The organism is Amphibacillus sediminis NBRC 103570, from assembly GCF_001552275.1.
GTDB classification, from domain to species: domain Bacteria; phylum Bacillota; class Bacilli; order Bacillales; family Amphibacillaceae; genus Amphibacillus_B; species Amphibacillus_B sediminis.
This window is the reverse complement of sequence record NZ_BCQW01000015.1, coordinates 67,494-82,406: the sequence shown is the minus strand read 5'-3', so window position 1 is coordinate 82,406 and position 14,913 is coordinate 67,494. Positions and strand designations below refer to the sequence as shown.

At 37.7% G+C, this 14,913-nt stretch carries 13 protein-coding genes, 2 tRNA genes and 1 rRNA gene; 12 read left to right on the top strand and 4 right to left on the bottom strand.

All coding sequences use genetic code 11. The features are described from left to right. The first annotated feature begins 20 nt into the window (after positions 1 to 20). The 8 genes from rrf (at position 21) to tsaD (ending at position 4,911) form a co-directional block, all read left to right on the top strand. Positions 21 to 136, top strand: a 5S ribosomal RNA gene (rrf, locus tag ASE01S_RS10295). Positions 137 to 411: 275 nt separating this feature from the next. Then, positions 412 to 488 (top strand) — tRNA-Met (locus tag ASE01S_RS10290). Positions 489 to 625: 137 nt separating this feature from the next. Continuing rightward, positions 626 to 702 (top strand) — tRNA-Asp (locus ASE01S_RS10285). A 614-nt stretch (positions 703 to 1,316) separates the two neighbouring features. After that, positions 1,317 to 2,288: a thiamine-phosphate kinase gene (thiL, locus tag ASE01S_RS10280; RefSeq protein WP_067841771.1), complete on the top strand. Its 972-nt coding sequence runs from the start codon at positions 1,317 to 1,319 to the stop codon at positions 2,286 to 2,288. Between the two features lie 8 nt (positions 2,289 to 2,296). Beyond that, complete coding sequence (gene tsaE / locus ASE01S_RS10275) at positions 2,297 to 2,752, top strand: tRNA (adenosine(37)-N6)-threonylcarbamoyltransferase complex ATPase subunit type 1 TsaE (protein ID WP_067841769.1); 456 nt, start codon at positions 2,297 to 2,299, stop codon at positions 2,750 to 2,752. Next, a complete protein-coding gene (tsaB, locus tag ASE01S_RS10270; protein ID WP_067841767.1) occupies positions 2,749 to 3,444 on the top strand; it encodes a tRNA (adenosine(37)-N6)-threonylcarbamoyltransferase complex dimerization subunit type 1 TsaB in 696 nt (231 codons plus the stop codon). Before tsaE ends, tsaB begins: the two co-directional genes overlap by 4 nt. Continuing rightward, complete coding sequence (gene rimI, locus ASE01S_RS10265) at positions 3,437 to 3,883, top strand: ribosomal protein S18-alanine N-acetyltransferase (protein ID WP_067841765.1); 447 nt, start codon at positions 3,437 to 3,439, stop codon at positions 3,881 to 3,883. Before tsaB ends, rimI begins: the two co-directional genes overlap by 8 nt. Then, complete coding sequence (gene tsaD, locus ASE01S_RS10260; protein ID WP_083512099.1) at positions 3,880 to 4,911, top strand: tRNA (adenosine(37)-N6)-threonylcarbamoyltransferase complex transferase subunit TsaD; 1,032 nt, start codon at positions 3,880 to 3,882, stop codon at positions 4,909 to 4,911. Before rimI ends, tsaD begins: the two co-directional genes overlap by 4 nt. A 283-nt stretch (positions 4,912 to 5,194) precedes the next feature. Here the strand turns inward: tsaD and ASE01S_RS10255 are convergent, their stop codons facing one another. Next, positions 5,195 to 7,117: an ABC-F family ATP-binding cassette domain-containing protein gene (locus tag ASE01S_RS10255; protein ID WP_067841760.1), complete on the bottom strand. Its 1,923-nt coding sequence runs from the start codon at positions 7,115 to 7,117 to the stop codon at positions 5,195 to 5,197. A gap of 205 nt (positions 7,118 to 7,322) precedes the next feature. On the opposite strand from ASE01S_RS10255, the gene ASE01S_RS10250 reads away from it, so the two are divergent. Further along, positions 7,323 to 7,958: a redox-sensing transcriptional repressor Rex gene (locus tag ASE01S_RS10250; RefSeq protein WP_067841758.1), complete on the top strand. Its 636-nt coding sequence runs from the start codon at positions 7,323 to 7,325 to the stop codon at positions 7,956 to 7,958. Positions 7,959 to 8,339: 381 nt separating this feature from the next. Here ASE01S_RS10250 and ASE01S_RS10245 read toward each other — a convergent pair whose 3' ends face one another. Both ASE01S_RS10245 and ASE01S_RS10240 read right to left on the bottom strand, forming a co-directional pair. Further along, on the bottom strand, positions 8,340 to 8,546 hold the full coding sequence (locus ASE01S_RS10245; RefSeq protein ID WP_067841756.1) for a YdiK family protein: 207 nt from the start codon (positions 8,544 to 8,546) through the stop codon (positions 8,340 to 8,342). Positions 8,547 to 8,552: 6 nt separating this feature from the next. Next, on the bottom strand, positions 8,553 to 9,260 hold the full coding sequence (locus ASE01S_RS10240; RefSeq protein ID WP_067841754.1) for a CPBP family intramembrane glutamic endopeptidase: 708 nt from the start codon (positions 9,258 to 9,260) through the stop codon (positions 8,553 to 8,555). 561 nt (positions 9,261 to 9,821) lie between these two features. On the opposite strand from ASE01S_RS10240, the gene groES reads away from it, so the two are divergent. The 3 genes from groES (at position 9,822) to ASE01S_RS10225 (ending at position 12,613) form a co-directional block, all read left to right on the top strand. After that, the gene (gene groES, locus ASE01S_RS10235) at positions 9,822 to 10,106 is read left to right on the top strand and encodes a co-chaperone GroES (protein ID WP_067841752.1); all 285 of its coding nucleotides are present in this window, start codon (positions 9,822 to 9,824) and stop codon (positions 10,104 to 10,106) included. A 52-nt stretch (positions 10,107 to 10,158) separates the two neighbouring features. Then, positions 10,159 to 11,790 (top strand): chaperonin GroEL, encoded by a 1,632-nt coding sequence (groL, locus tag ASE01S_RS10230; RefSeq protein WP_067841750.1) that lies wholly within the window; start codon positions 10,159 to 10,161, stop codon positions 11,788 to 11,790. Positions 11,791 to 12,088: 298 nt separating this feature from the next. After that, positions 12,089 to 12,613: a GrpB family protein gene (locus ASE01S_RS10225; protein ID WP_067841748.1), complete on the top strand. Its 525-nt coding sequence runs from the start codon at positions 12,089 to 12,091 to the stop codon at positions 12,611 to 12,613. 1,111 nt (positions 12,614 to 13,724) lie between these two features. On the opposite strand, the gene ASE01S_RS10215 is transcribed toward ASE01S_RS10225, so the two are convergent. Further along, the gene (locus ASE01S_RS10215; RefSeq protein WP_067841744.1) at positions 13,725 to 14,882 is read right to left on the bottom strand and encodes an MFS transporter; all 1,158 of its coding nucleotides are present in this window, start codon (positions 14,880 to 14,882) and stop codon (positions 13,725 to 13,727) included. Positions 14,883 to 14,913 lie beyond the last annotated feature (31 nt).

The window sequence follows — 14,913 nt, the reverse complement described above, 5'->3', positions numbered from 1 at the left end:
ACAACGATATACCTTCTAGGTTTAGTGGCAATAGCGAAGAGGTCACACCTGTTCCCATGCCGAACACAGCAGTTAAGCTCTTCAGCGCCGATGGTAGTTGGGGTTTTACCCCTGCGAGAGTAGGACGTCGCTAAGCCAACCACATTGTTTTGATTAACATCAAGGTGGCTTTGTGAGGAGCGTAAGCTTCAACGAATACCCAATTAACGTGACGAACAGTCATAAAAACTTTAGTAGGTAATCTAACTAAAAGGTTACTTATATTATCGCGGGGTGGAGCAAAGCCAACTTCGTTGATTAACATCAAAGTGGCTTTGTGAGGAGCGTAAGCTTCAACGAATACCCAATTAACGTGACGAACAGTCATGAAAATTTTAGTAGGTAATCTAATTAAAAGGTTACTTATATTATCGCGGGGTGGAGCAGTCTGGTAGCTCGTCGGGCTCATAACCCGAAGGTCGTAGGTTCAAATCCTGCCCCCGCAACCAATAATATTTTCTAACTACGTTGAGTAAATTTCACATTAGAAAATAATCGTGTACTGTAAGTGCAACCAATAATATTTTCTAACTACGTTGAGTAAACTTTACATTAGAAATAAATGTTCCATTTTTTATACATAAAAGGTCCGGTAGTTCAGCTGGTTAGAATGCCTGCCTGTCACGCAGGAGGTCGCGGGTTCGAGTCCCGTCCGGACCGCCACTATATGCTACTAAACTATATTGGCTTTCAACTATGAAAGCAAGATATAGTTTTTTATTTTTTTCATTAAACATAAAATGTTATTTCCTAAACAAAGAAAAAAGACCGAGAAATTCCCCTTCAATCTCAGTCTAGCTTCGTTAATATTCCTTTATCCATCTCACAAAGTTCTTTACATCTTGGGTATAATGAGAGGACATAATAATGGTTATCACTTCCTCCTTTAACGATTTAAACACGTTTCTCATTTTAACTACACAATAATCCCTGCTGTTTGTTTATAATTAGGTAAAAACTTAATATAATAAGACCAATGAAGATAACGACTAAGATAAAATAGCAGTAAACTTAGTAATGCCTTGATTTGGATAGAAAACTCAAGCAAATGTCCATCTGTAAATCAAATAATTTTTATCGAGCTGACAGCTTTTCTTATATCTATTTATTACTATTTAGATATATATTATAGATACTAACAATTCCTCGAAATTATATATTAATTTTTGGAATATTTTACTTTACAATATGTATGTTAAATATAGTTTGACATTTTCTTCGATTTCTTTTTTAAACTTTGCTATGATAGGATTAGTGTGATAGAGGAGCTTAAGTTAATGGAAGAGTTTCAGTTTATAGAATCAATCAGACAATCATTTTATCGAAATCAGCAAATTATTAGAGGTATAGGTGATGACGCTGCTGTCTATCGCCAACCCTATCAGGATATTGTCACTGCAGTTGATACTTTTGTTGAGGGCGTACATTTCTCAAAGAAAACGATGGATCCCTTTCATGTTGGCTATCGTGTATTAGCAGCAAATATTAGTGATATGGCCGCTATGGGAGCTGAGCCGATTTCTTATCTTATCTCAATTGTCGTGCCAACAAGCTGGACTGATCATGAGCTAAAAGAAGTCTATCGAGGCTTGAATACAATTGCTAAAGAATTTAAAATAGATCTTATTGGTGGTGACACAGTTTCAGGTGAACAGTTGGTTTTAACTGTCACCATTAATGGTGCTGTTGAACGCGATAAGGCACGTTATCGAAATGCGATGCAGGCAGAAGATGTCATTTTTGTTACGGGGACGTTAGGGGACTCAGCAGCAGGACTATCCATATTATTAACAGAAAATAAAACCGTCAACGAAACAGATTATTTGATCAAAAGACATCGTATGCCATCGCCTCGTGTAGCTTTTGCATCAGGATTAAGCGAGCTCAACCGAGTTGCTTTAAATGATATTAGTGATGGAATCGCTAGTGAAGCAAATGAACTTGCGCAAGCGTCAAATTTAACTGTTTATCTAGAACAAGACAAGCTTCCAGTATCTAAGCAGTTAAACCAGTTTGATCCCCAGTATAGGTTGAATTATGTGCTGAGCGGTGGAGAAGATTTTGAGCTGATTGGCTCTGTCGCTAAACAAGATTGGGACAAAGTCGTGGATATTGCCGAGCAAACTCAAACCCCTGTAACGAAAGTGGGCACTGTGTTAGATCAACCAAGCAAAAATGGGTATGTCTATCTTTATCATCAAGGCCAATATAAACAGTTAAAACCAAGTGGCTATGTCCACCGAAATTAGGTGATCGAATGAAACAAAAACAATTTGAAACTTATACTGCTGAAGATACACAACGTCTTGGGCAAAAGCTGGCTCTGTTACTTCGCCCCAATGACGTTATTACTTTATCTGGTGATCTTGGTGCTGGCAAGACAACCTTTACTAAAGGAATTGGTACGGGACTTGGTGTAATGCGAATGATTAACAGTCCAACATTTACGATAGTTAAAACCTATCATGGCGAATTACCGCTCTACCATATCGATGCCTATCGCTTAGAAGACAGTGAAGAAGATATCGGTTTTGATGAGTATTTTAATGGTGATGGTATTTCTGTTGTAGAATGGCCGCAATTTATAGAATCCTTTTTACCTGATGAACGTCTTGATTTTATCTTTGAGCGTAAAGCTGGTGATAAGCGTCTTATTCTTTGTGAGCCTAAAGGGGAGTTTTTTGAGTATGTGTGCGAGGAGTTAGCGCGATGACGATTTTAGCAATAGATACATCGAATGATGCGATGGCAATAGCTTTATCCAAAGATGAACAGGTAATCGCAGAATATATTTCTATAAATAAAAATAAACATTCCACTCGTTTGATGCCAGCCATTAATCAATTGATGCAGGATGCAAATATAGCACCGAATCATTTAACCAAGATTGCGGTAGCTAAGGGACCAGGTTCATATACAGGAGTCAGAGTTGGATTAGCTACAGCTAAAACGATGGGTTGGTCGCTTAATATTCCTGTTGTTGGGGTTTCAAGTTTACAAGTACTAGCGTTACAAGCTAAACCAGTTACAGGCCTTATCTGTCCTTTTTTTGATGCAAGAAGAGACATGGTCTTTACAGGTTTATATGACAGTAAGCTTGATTTAGTACAGGAAGAGCGAAATGTTTCAATGGATGAATGGTTGGATCAACTCAGTCAGTTAAAAGAAAAGATTGTTTTTATTAGTCCCAATATGGCCAATTATCAAGAACGGATTGTAAATAAGTTAGGAGAGTATGCTGAGTTTATGCCAGAGGGCTTTAATCAACCCCGCCCTGGTTTGCTGGCACTATTTGCAAGAGACAAAAAAAGTAATCAGGTTCACCAATTACAACCCAATTATTTACGTCTCGTTGAGGCAGAGGCAAAATGGCTCGCTAACCAAGAGGAGCAAGCTCATGAGTGATATCTCGATTCGAGCCATGACCTTAGAGGACTTAGAATATGTTGTCGTTATTGAATCGAAGTCATTTACTTCACCATGGTCAAAGGCATTATATCAAAAAGAACTTGTTCAGAACCATTTTGCTCATTATTATGTTATTGAAGTGGATCAAGAAATTATTGGATTTTGTGGTGTTTGGCTCGTTTTAGATGAAGCACAGGTCACTAACATTGCAATTGATCCGAGTCAACGTGGGAAAGGCTATGGGACGATCCTATTTCAGTATATGCTTAATCAGGTTATACGAAAAGGTGCAACTAACCTTTCCTTAGAGGTGAGAAAAAGTAATAAAACAGCGCAAGCGATGTATAAAAAGTTTGGTTTAGAATGTGCGGGAATTCGTAAACATTATTATACCGATAATAATGAAGATGCTATTGTAATGTGGGTGAGACTATGAAAAAAGATAACGAGACGATGATATTGGCTATTGAAACAAGCTGTGATGAGACAGCTGTTGCTATACTTAGGGATGGCGTCAAGTTAGAGGCTAATGTTGTGGCATCACAGATTGAAAGTCACCAACGTTTTGGGGGAGTTGTACCAGAACTGGCCTCTCGTCACCACGTTGAGCAAATGACGATCGTTTTAGAAGAAGCCTTCCGACAGGCGGATATGACCATGGACGAAATTGATGTTGTCGCTGTTACTGAAGGTCCGGGGCTTGTGGGAGCTTTGTTAGTAGGGATTAGTACGGCTAAGGCTTTGGCCTTTGCTCATCAAAAGCGATTAGTTGGTGTCCATCATATCGCGGGTCATATTTATGCCAATCGGCTTCAAGAGGAGTTTCAATTCCCTATTATCGCATTAGTCGTATCAGGCGGTCATACCGAACTTATTTTAATGAAAGAACATGGCCTGTTTGAAGTCCTCGGTGAGACACGGGATGATGCCGCTGGAGAGGCTTATGATAAAGTGGCGCGGACGATGGGGTTACCATATCCAGGAGGACCAGAGGTCGATCGATTGGCTCAACTTGGTCAGGATACATTAGCTTTTCCTCGTGCTTGGCTAGAGGAGGATTCGTTTGATTTTAGCTTTAGTGGCTTGAAATCAGCGGTCATTAATACGTTACATAATGCTAAGCAGAAAGGTATTGAGTTGAAACAAGAGGATATTGCCGCAAGCTTTCAAGCTAGTATTGTTGATGTATTAGTAGAAAAAACATTTCGAGCAGCGCAACAGTATAAAGCCAAGCAAGTTTTATTAGCTGGTGGTGTAGCTGCAAACAGAGGCTTAAGAACAGCGATCACGACCAAATTTGCTGATCAGAATATAGTATTATCGATTCCGCCTTTATGGCTCTGTACAGATAACGCTGCAATGATCGGTGCTGCGGCTATGATTGCCTATCAAAAAGGAAATCAGGCTGATTGGACGTTAAACGCGAACCCGGGACTTGATTTGGAGATGTACGGAAAGCGATAGGTTATCCACACGTTTGTGGGTAACTTTTTCATTTGTTGTTATAAAAAGCTTTAAGTTGTGCACAAAAATTGTGGATAAACATGATTGTTCTTGTGGATAATGTGTATAAGTCAGTTGATAACTACCAATATAGGTTTTTTTATGTGTATAACTTTAATGGATTGTGAAAGCAGTGTTAATGACAACATGAAGACATAGAATGAATTTTAAATTAAAAATGGTGTAGTAAAACGATCCCGTTAATAGCTACACCATTTTTGAATGTGATTTGTTATTAAAACAGTTATTCTTGCAGGCTTTCCCATTCTTCCATCAGTTTATCGATCTGAGCGACTAAGCGTTGATTATCCTCTGTTAACTCAAGTGCTTTTTCATGGTCTTGAAAAATTTCAGGCAGGCAAAGTAAAGCCTCATTCTCAGCTATTTTAGCCTCTAGCTGTTCGATATCCTGTTCAATTTCTTCAATCCGTCGTAGCCTTTTACGCTCTTGTTGCTTTTTTTGCTTATCCTCTTGAAAGCTATTTCTACTAACCGCTTGATTCTTAACAGCCTGTTCCTGTTCTTTCAGTGCCTCAAGCTCTGCCATCTCTTGCTTCTTCTCAAGATAGTAATCGTAATCTCCCAAATAGACCGTAACCCCATTACGATGTTGTTCAATCACTTGGCTCGCCATTTCATTAATAAAATAGCGGTCATGAGAAACGAAAATAATCGTACCTGGATAATGAATAAGTGCGGCTTCTAATATTTCTTTACTGTCTAAGTCAAGGTGGTTAGTCGGCTCATCAAGAATGAGCAGATTAGCCTTAAGCATCATAAGCTTTGCTAAGGCAAGTCGAGCTTTTTCACCACCACTTAGAGCCGACACAGGCTTTAACACATCATCTCCACTGAATAGGAAATTTCCTAATCGTGTCCGAATATCCTTTTCATTTACTTGAGGGTAGTCGTCCCAAAGTGTCATTAAAACAGATTTAGATGGATCAAGCTGTGCCTGCTCTTGATCATAGTAACCTATTTCAACATTGGTGCCAAAAACTAATTCTCCTGCGGTTGCTTGATATTGACCAATCAGTGTTTTCAGTAATGTTGTTTTACCGACACCATTAGGTCCAACTAATGCGATACGGTCACCACGTGTAACATTAAAGCTTAACCCTTTAAAGACAGGTTCAGTTTCCCCAGGATAATGATAAGTAAGTTCGTTCACTTTAAGAACGTCGTTCCCACTTCGACGATTTATATCAAAAGAAAACGATGCTGAAGCTTCGTCTCCTTTTGGTCGTTCAAGACGCTCAATCTTTTCCAATTGCTTACGTCGACTTTGGGCACGCTTAGTCGTTGATGCACGAGCAAGATTACGTTGAACAAAATCTTCAAGCTTTTTAATTTCGTCTTGTTGTTTCTCAAATGCTTTGAGTTCGCGTTCATATTCAAGTGCTTTTTGCTCAAGATATTTCGAATAGTTACCTTGATATTTCTTTGACTGTCGACGTGATATTTCGTAAACCGTATTAACCGTTCGATCTAAAAAGTAGCGATCATGTGAGACTATGACAACGGCCCCTTGATAATTATTAAGAAACTGTTCGAGCCAGGTTAAGGTTTCAATATCTAAATGGTTAGTCGGCTCGTCTAGGATTAATAGATCGGGCTTAGCTAAAAGAAGCTTGGCTAAGGCTAACCTTGTTTTTTGCCCGCCACTTAATTCATTAATCGAAGTTTCTAAATCAAAATTAGCAAAATTTAGACCATGTAAGACGCTTCGAATATCAGATTCATATTGGTAGCCACCATTTGCTTTAAAAGCTATTTGTCGTTGATCATATTGATTTAGGAGCTGTTGATAACGTGTCTTATCAGCCACTAAATCAGGATCTCCCATTTGTATTTCAAGCTGACGCAAGGATTGCTCCTCTTTAATTAAATCATCAAAAACCTTAAGCATTTCCTTCCAGATGGTTTCATCTGTCTCCAAGCCAGTATGTTGGTCTAAATATCCTAGTGATGTTTCCTTTGGTCGGTGAATCTCACCCTCATCATAAGATAACTGACCAGCCATTATTTTTAATAGGGTAGATTTACCTGCCCCGTTACGTCCAACAACAGCAATCCGATCATTTTGTTTGATCTCAAGCTTGATATTTTCTAATATTGTGTCTGCTCCGAAACGTTTAATTAATTGATTTATTTGCATGACTATCATTTCGTTTCACCTCATCTGTACCAGTGTATCGCATTATTTATCAGACTAGCAAGCAAATCAGTATAGGTTTGTGGTAAAATTGTTTATACTAGATAGTGTCTTTAAATGATAGAAAGCGTTTTATCCTCTAAACGATATAACCAAACATAATTTAACAAACTTTAGATAAAGGTCTTTTATCAAGAAAAAGAAGAGGAGAATGAGTATGGCAGGACAAAGTAAAATACCACAAGCAACGGCAAAGCGTTTACCTTTATACTATCGCTTTTTGAATAACTTACACCTAAAAGGCAAAACGCGTGTATCTTCAAAAGAATTGAGCGATGCGGTAAAGGTCGATTCAGCAACCATTCGAAGAGATTTTTCTTATTTTGGTGCGTTAGGTAAAAAAGGCTATGGCTATAATGTTGAATACTTGCTCGGCTTTTTCCGAAAAACACTTGATCAAGATGAGACGACAAGTGTAGCATTGATTGGTGTGGGTAACTTAGGAACAGCATTTTTACACTATAACTTTACTAAGAATAATAATACGAAAATTGAGATGGCGTTTGATGCTGATCCGAACAAAATTGGGGATGAGATTGGCGGGGTACCGGTTTACCATATTGATGAGTTAGAAGAGCGTTTGAACGATGTACAAGCGGCTATTTTAACTGTACCAGGATCAGTTGCCCAATCAATTACGGAACGACTCGTAGACTCGGGCATTACCGGAATTTTAAATTTTACACCAGCACGTATTTCTGTGCCTGATCAAATTAGAGTACATCATATTGATTTGTCGGTCGAACTACAATCACTCGTTTATTTCATGAAGCATTATCCATTAGAGGATTAAGTTTAACTTCATTCAACATAGGCATTGATCTTACCACTTTAGAAGTTGTCCACAATTGAATAAAGTTAAATCCTCCTGCTGATGTTACAGATTTTCAGCGGAATCTTATCGAGAACTCGATAAGAATGGGGCTAGCAAGGCGCATTTGATTGGCGCAAGTTCAAATTTTTTAAATGGAGTTGAGCTTATGACTCCTAATAGAAAATATCTATCCCTCTCAAATAGATTAAATATTTGTGAATAATAACTTAGAAAGAACAAAAAACAGGCTAACAGATGGATCATAACAAGTGATCATGGATCTGATGCCTGTTTTCTTTTGGATATCAATTAAATACTATATTTAGCAAGAGAAGATTAAGACGCAGCTAGGTGGAAGTACTATTTTTTATTTTTGCTATGACGCTTAATCCGAAAGTGTAGGTTGATCAGTCGAATGGTAATACCATAGTCCAATGTCGCAACAGCTGTTAATAGTAATGTTAGCGGATTGAGGACAGTATCTTCAACCGAATCAATCGCAAAATATAGGAATAATGATCCGATGATAAAGTACAATCCTGCATTTAAAAGTGGTGAAATACGCATAAGATGTTAGCCTCCAATTAAAATCATTTGAACATATGTGGTCGTCTGCTCTAATTGTGGGAGTATGACTAATTGAGCGATGACTACAAAAGTATTCATTAACATATGTGCGATGATTGGGACAATAATCCGCTTTGTTTCGACATAAATAAAGGCAAAAACAAAGCTCATCATGAAATATACAAGGAGATGGGTGAAGTCATTATGAATGACCGCAAAAATAAGCCCAGAAATCACCCCAGCAACTAAAAAGTTAGTACGCTTATAAAGCTCTCCAAAAATAATTTTCCTAAAAATAATTTCTTCAAGAATAGGTCCGATAATGGCAATAACAACAATGAAAATTGGGAAAACACGGGCAACTCCCATTAAATTTTCTGTATTTTGTGATTGCTCATCAATATTAAATAGAAGCATTTGAATTAAGTTAACGATCATTTGACCGAACATGACCATGAAAAATCCAAGAATAGACCAAATGATGGTCATGGTTAGACTGGCACGGTTTGGATCTCGTGGCAATTGCTTTTCTGGTTTAAGCAGGAGTAGGGTTATAATTAATGCTAAAACAAAACTCGCTACCTGCCATCCTAATACAAAATTCATATATTGAGATTCGGTAATGTTCTGTGTCTGTAACCAACTTGCAATAGGAATACCAGAAAGCTGAGCAACAATATAAGTTAAAATAATACCGATATAGCGCATTGGCATTATGAAAGCCCCCTTTTACATTGAATAAAACACCAATAATCGTATTTTACCATAAAGATGCCAGAGAATTAAATAGCTTATCCAGTCCCATCTCTATTAAGAAAAAGGTGAATGAGGTCAAAATAGCTCTTTGTGAAACGGCTTTGCGAGCTGCTGAGTTTATTGACAGCATTAGATTGGATAACATTTATTTTAAACGATTACGCGTTTCCTATCTACCTAAGCTGCATATTAGATCGAGGATAGCGTCGAGAAAGCCGTCTGACCGTTTACGTGATATTCCTTTTAGGGCTCCCTTTTATTTTTACTAACTTTGATAAAATTATTTTAGCTAGTGTGAATGGATTAAAATATATTAAGTCCAATTAAACGTTTATCGCTAAAGATCATCGCATTAAACGTATTTATTATCAATTATTAAATTATCAAAAAAAATTACGCACAATACTTGCAAAACCAAATCGAATTCATTATTATAATAATTGTGTTAGCACTCTAGATTGGTGAGTGCTAAAAATCCAAATAACTATTTTTAATAATACATGGAGGAGGGTTTTTTTAATGCTAAAGCCATTAGGTGATCGTGTCATTATTGAACTCGTTGAAGAAGAAGAAAAAACTGCAAGCGGAATCGTACTTCCGGATTCTGCAAAAGAAAAGCCACAACAAGGAAAGGTTATCGCAGTCGGTTCTGGACGTGTTGCTGACAACGGAACAAAAATCACTCCAGAGGTTCAAGAAGGAAATACAGTTGTGTTCGCTAAATATGCGGGAACTGAATTGAAATACCAAGGTAAAGAATACTTAATTCTTCGTGAAGATGATATTTTAGCGGTTTTAGACTAAGCGAGGAATAGCTTTAAAGAACAATACTTAGATTACAAGGAGGCATTTTTTCATGGCTAAGGAAATTAAATTTAGTGAAGATGCACGTCGCGCAATGCTTCGTGGTGTGGATACCCTTGCAAATGCAGTTAAAGTAACGTTAGGACCAAAAGGACGTAACGTCGTTCTAGACAAAAAATTCGGTTCACCACTAATTACAAATGATGGTGTTACCATTGCTAAAGAGATTGAGCTTGAGGACAAGTTTGAAAACATGGGGGCACAGTTAGTATCAGAAGTTGCCTCTCAAACAAACGATGTAGCAGGTGACGGTACAACTACTGCTACAGTTCTTGCGCAAGCTATGATTCAAGAAGGTCTTAAAAACGTAGCGTCTGGTGCAAACCCAGTTGGTGTTCGTCGTGGTATTGAAAAAGCTGTAGACGTAGCGGTTAAAGAATTAGCACAAATTTCTAAACCAATCGAAGGTAAAGATTCAATCGCTCAGGTTGCAGCAATCTCAGCAGCTGACGAAGAGGTTGGTCAATTAATTGCTGAAGCGATGGAACGTGTTGGTAACGATGGCGTTATCACAATTGAAGAATCAAAAGGTTTCAGCACTGAGCTAGAAGTGGTTGAAGGTATGCAATTTGATCGTGGTTATGCTTCACCATATATGGTGACTGACCAAGATAAAATGGAAGCCGTACTTGATGATCCATATATTTTTGTAACAGATAAGAAAATTAATAATATTCAGGAAGTATTACCGGTTCTTGAGCAAGTGGTTCAACAAGGTAAACCATTACTTCTTATTGCTGAGGATGTTGAAGGTGAAGCTCTCGCAACATTAGTGGTGAATAAGCTTCGTGGCACATTTAATGCAGTGGCAGTTAAAGCACCAGGATTTGGTGATCGTCGTAAAGCTATGCTTGAAGATATTGCAACATTAACAGGTGCAGAAGTGATTACTGAGGATTTAGGATTAGATCTTAAGAGTACAACAATTGAGCAACTAGGTCGCGCATCTAAAGTTGTAGTTACTAAAGAAAACACAACAATCGTTGAAGGTGCAGGTAGCCCAGATGCAATTTCTGGTCGTGTGCAACAAATTCGTGCTCAAATCGAAGAAACAACATCTGATTTTGATAAAGAAAAATTACAAGAGCGCTTAGCTAAATTAGCTGGTGGTGTAGCAGTCGTTAAGGTTGGTGCAGCTACTGAAACAGAATTAAAAGAACGTAAACTCCGCATTGAGGATGCCCTTAACTCTACTCGTGCAGCAGTAGAAGAAGGAATTGTCTCTGGTGGTGGAACAGCGTTAATGAACGTTTACAAGCAAGTTGGCGAGCTTAATCTAGAAGGTGACGAAGCTACAGGTGCAAGCATTGTACTTCGTGCATTAGAAGAACCAGTACGTCAAATTGCAGTAAACGCCGGTCTTGAAGGCTCCGTTATTGTTGAGCGTCTAAAAGGTGAAAAAGTAGGGATGGGTTACAACGCTGCAACTGGTGAATGGGTCAATATGATTGATGCAGGTATTGTTGACCCAACTAAAGTTACTCGTTCAGCACTTCAGAATGCAGCATCTGTAGCAGCAATGTTCTTAACTACTGAAGCTGTAGTGGCTGACATTCCAGAAGAAAATGGTGGCGGTGCACCAGACATGAGTGGAATGGGTGGCGGAATGCCAGGCATGATGTAATTCAGCCGAACAGAGCATAGATAGTTTTTGTAGAGGACTACTTCCTAAGTTAAAGGGAGTAGTCCTTTTTTTGCTTTTTAACATTTGCATATAGGGATCTTATCGAGTCCCCATATTCAAAAATATAAAGTATATTAGATGGATTTATTAAATATTGTAATGGTAATGATGGCTTGAATAATGAAGATATCGAAAGCAATCACGTAAACCATCATTATATAAACGGTTAAAAAAGGGTTTTCGTTTAGCTTTATCGAATTAAATTTAAGAAGTATTATTTTTTTATTGGGGGACAAATATGACAAAATCAATCGTTAATCTAAGTGAGTATAATCCAAATTGGGAAAAACAATTTGAGTATGAAAAAAATAGAATTATTGATGTTTTAGGTGATAAGGTTGTTGGAATTGAACATATTGGAAGTACCTCGATAAAGGGATTAACAGCTAAACCAATCATTGACATTATTGTAGGTGTACAAAACTTAGATAAAGTAACTAACTTCGTGAGTCCTTTAAGTGAAATAGAATATGAATATGTTCCTAAACCAGAGCTTAAAGATAGAAGGTTTTTTAGGAAGGGGTTATGGGGGCAAGGCACTAGTCATCTTCATATCTGTGAGTTTAATAGCAGCGAATGGATTGAAAAATTAGTATTTCGTGATTATCTTAGGTTACACCCCCAAGTAGCGGAAGAGTATGCTTCATTAAAAAAGAAACTTGCCTCTATATATCAGTTTGATAGAATGACTTATACAATGAAAAAAGAACCGTTTATAAAAACAGTTATAGAAAGAGCTAAGAGGGAAAAGTATAGTGAATAACATTGCTTATGTAAGCTATAGGTACTTTTAGCACAGGATATAAAGTGAAACTTCGTTCAGTGGGGGTTTCGACGCATAGGATCTGCTCGCAGACGTTGCGAATGACGTCGCGAACTAAGTCAGTTCTCTCCCCCCACTGAAAGTGAGTTGAACCAATTGGGCCGTTACTGGCAGTTTGATCTCGCACTTAGACATTTCCCTTATTTCTTGAAATGGGAGTCTTACAAAAGCCCTTCGATGGGGCGAGTAATCGCGCAGCCCCAGCCAGTTACACTGAGATAAATATAATAGAATACTTACATAAAGGTGTTAGTTTACTTTTCTTAATTATTTGATTTTGATCCAAACTAATGCTATTTTTTTTAGTGTATCTTGCTAGATGAGATAAAGAAAGGAAGCATGTTTATGATACAAAAAACTTATTTTATAAAAAGAAAGATAATGCTAGTTTTAGCTATCGCATTTGCCGTTTTGACTATTTATACTGTAAATTATCAATTGAATCCGAACAATCACGTTATCGGTGAGAACACGACAATGATCTGGTCTCTTCTTACTATATTATACTGATAACGCTCTATGTCGTTGCTCGAGCTCTCGATCCTAGACCAGCAGTCATTCTAACTGAAACTAGTATTATAGCCTTAAATATGTTCTTTAAAACAGTTGAAATTCCATATAATGAAATAGAGCAATTAAACCGTACTAAATATGTAACCCATCATGTAGGAAGTGCTATTCTTAATACTACTTCTACTACGTTAAAAATCAAAGGGAAAAATAGTGCAGTAACGATTAATTTTACATTAATGGCGAATAATCAACAGTTTATTAAAGACTTGCTACATAATCTACAGCAGGCAGCATGAAGGATAACAGAGTAGAGTACAATGCATGTCTAGGCGGTCTGAAAATCAAGGCGCGAGTGCGAATACGCCAAGGCGCATTGGCGATAGTTCTCTGAGAAAGACAACCGTATTCAATTGCAATACTGAATAACGGTGTCTAATAAGCAAGGATTAGGCTTAGCAACGCATTGGTATTAGCTAAAATATCTGTCATTCTTGACCCCTGCCAATTATTCATATCGAATCACGCTACTAAAGTCGTCTCACAATTTGGCATAAAGACGATCTTTAAGTGGTTTAGGTCTTTCTAAATAGATGATACAGACAATAGAGCTGATTAACATCATCCCACTGAATAGATAGAGTTGACCAAACCATTGTGTCATTAGTCCTGACATGCTTGATCCGGTTACTACACCTAGAGAGAAAGCGGCATAAAAAATCCCATAGGCCCTCCCACGCTCCTCTTTATTGGTGATGAATGTAACGAATTGATTCATCGATGGAAAAACCAAGGCAAATCCTATACCGTATATAATCATAGCTAGTATAGCTAAATAAATGCTAGTCATCATATTTAAAAACCATAACGAAATAAGAATCAAAGCTAAGCCGATGTTTATCAATTTTATTGATGATTGTTTCGCATAGATCTTATTCAAAGGTGTTAAAAAAATAATAAAAGCGACAGATGCGAACAAGCTTAGTAATGCACCTGTGGTACTTGTCGTGTAACCCAGTGTTTTTACTTGGATCGGTAATGCAAAAGAAAGTGTACCGTTACTCACCATTAAAGCAAAAGCAGCAACTGTAGCTTGAATTAATGAATGATTGGTTAATAATTTAGCCAGATCCTTAAGCTTCACTTGCTCTTGAATGCTTTTGGAATTAGTTTCCTTAATCGCGTATATCGATATCAAGGCTGTTAAAACAAACAAACCTGCTACAAGGTAAAATACAGCCTCTATTTGGGCACGGGCTGCCATCATACCACCGAACGCTGGCCCAATAATAGCTGATAAACCTATTGTGGCACCTGTGAATGCCATTGTTCTTCCATCTTTTCTTAATCGGGTGTAGTCCCCAATCAGTGTAAAAGTGGCTGGAACTAGGATTCCACCAGCCAAACCGTGCAACCCACGTATCATCAGTAATTGAAGTGCGTTTTGAACAATCGGATATCCTGGTAAGATAAGACTGACTGAGCTTAGTCCCATTACTAATAGTGGCTTGCGACCGAAGTAATCAATCCAGTACCCAGCAATTATATTACCAGATATATTTGTAAGCGAATAGATGGCTACGATAAAACCTGACATCCATTCACTAGCTCCTAACTCAATTGCATATCGTGTGATAATGGGTAGTTGAATAAAAGTATCTAAAAAAGCGACAGTCATGACCATATACAAAAATTTCATATTTGCTAATTCCTCCTGATAGGTAACCTAT

Excerpts from the sequence above, each read along its gene's own strand:
- rimI (WP_067841765.1), top strand. The coding sequence starts at position 3,437 with ATGAGTGATATCTCGATTCGAGCCATGACCTTAGAGGACTTAGAATAT.
- ASE01S_RS10255 (WP_067841760.1), bottom strand. The coding sequence starts at position 7,117 with ATGATAGTCATGCAAATAAATCAATTAATTAAACGTTTCGGAGCAGAC.
- ASE01S_RS10240 (WP_067841754.1), bottom strand. The coding sequence starts at position 9,260 with ATGCCAATGCGCTATATCGGTATTATTTTAACTTATATTGTTGCTCAG.
- ASE01S_RS10215 (WP_067841744.1), bottom strand. The coding sequence starts at position 14,882 with ATGAAATTTTTGTATATGGTCATGACTGTCGCTTTTTTAGATACTTTT.
- ASE01S_RS10245 (WP_067841756.1), bottom strand. The coding sequence starts at position 8,546 with ATGCGTATTTCACCACTTTTAAATGCAGGATTGTACTTTATCATCGGA.
- thiL (WP_067841771.1), top strand. The coding sequence starts at position 1,317 with ATGGAAGAGTTTCAGTTTATAGAATCAATCAGACAATCATTTTATCGA.
- tsaB (WP_067841767.1), top strand. The coding sequence starts at position 2,749 with ATGACGATTTTAGCAATAGATACATCGAATGATGCGATGGCAATAGCT.
- groL (WP_067841750.1), top strand. The coding sequence starts at position 10,159 with ATGGCTAAGGAAATTAAATTTAGTGAAGATGCACGTCGCGCAATGCTT.
- tsaE (WP_067841769.1), top strand. The coding sequence starts at position 2,297 with ATGAAACAAAAACAATTTGAAACTTATACTGCTGAAGATACACAACGT.
- tsaD (WP_083512099.1), top strand. The coding sequence starts at position 3,880 with ATGAAAAAAGATAACGAGACGATGATATTGGCTATTGAAACAAGCTGT.
- groES (WP_067841752.1), top strand. The coding sequence starts at position 9,822 with ATGCTAAAGCCATTAGGTGATCGTGTCATTATTGAACTCGTTGAAGAA.
- ASE01S_RS10225 (WP_067841748.1), top strand. The coding sequence starts at position 12,089 with ATGACAAAATCAATCGTTAATCTAAGTGAGTATAATCCAAATTGGGAA.
- ASE01S_RS10250 (WP_067841758.1), top strand. The coding sequence starts at position 7,323 with ATGGCAGGACAAAGTAAAATACCACAAGCAACGGCAAAGCGTTTACCT.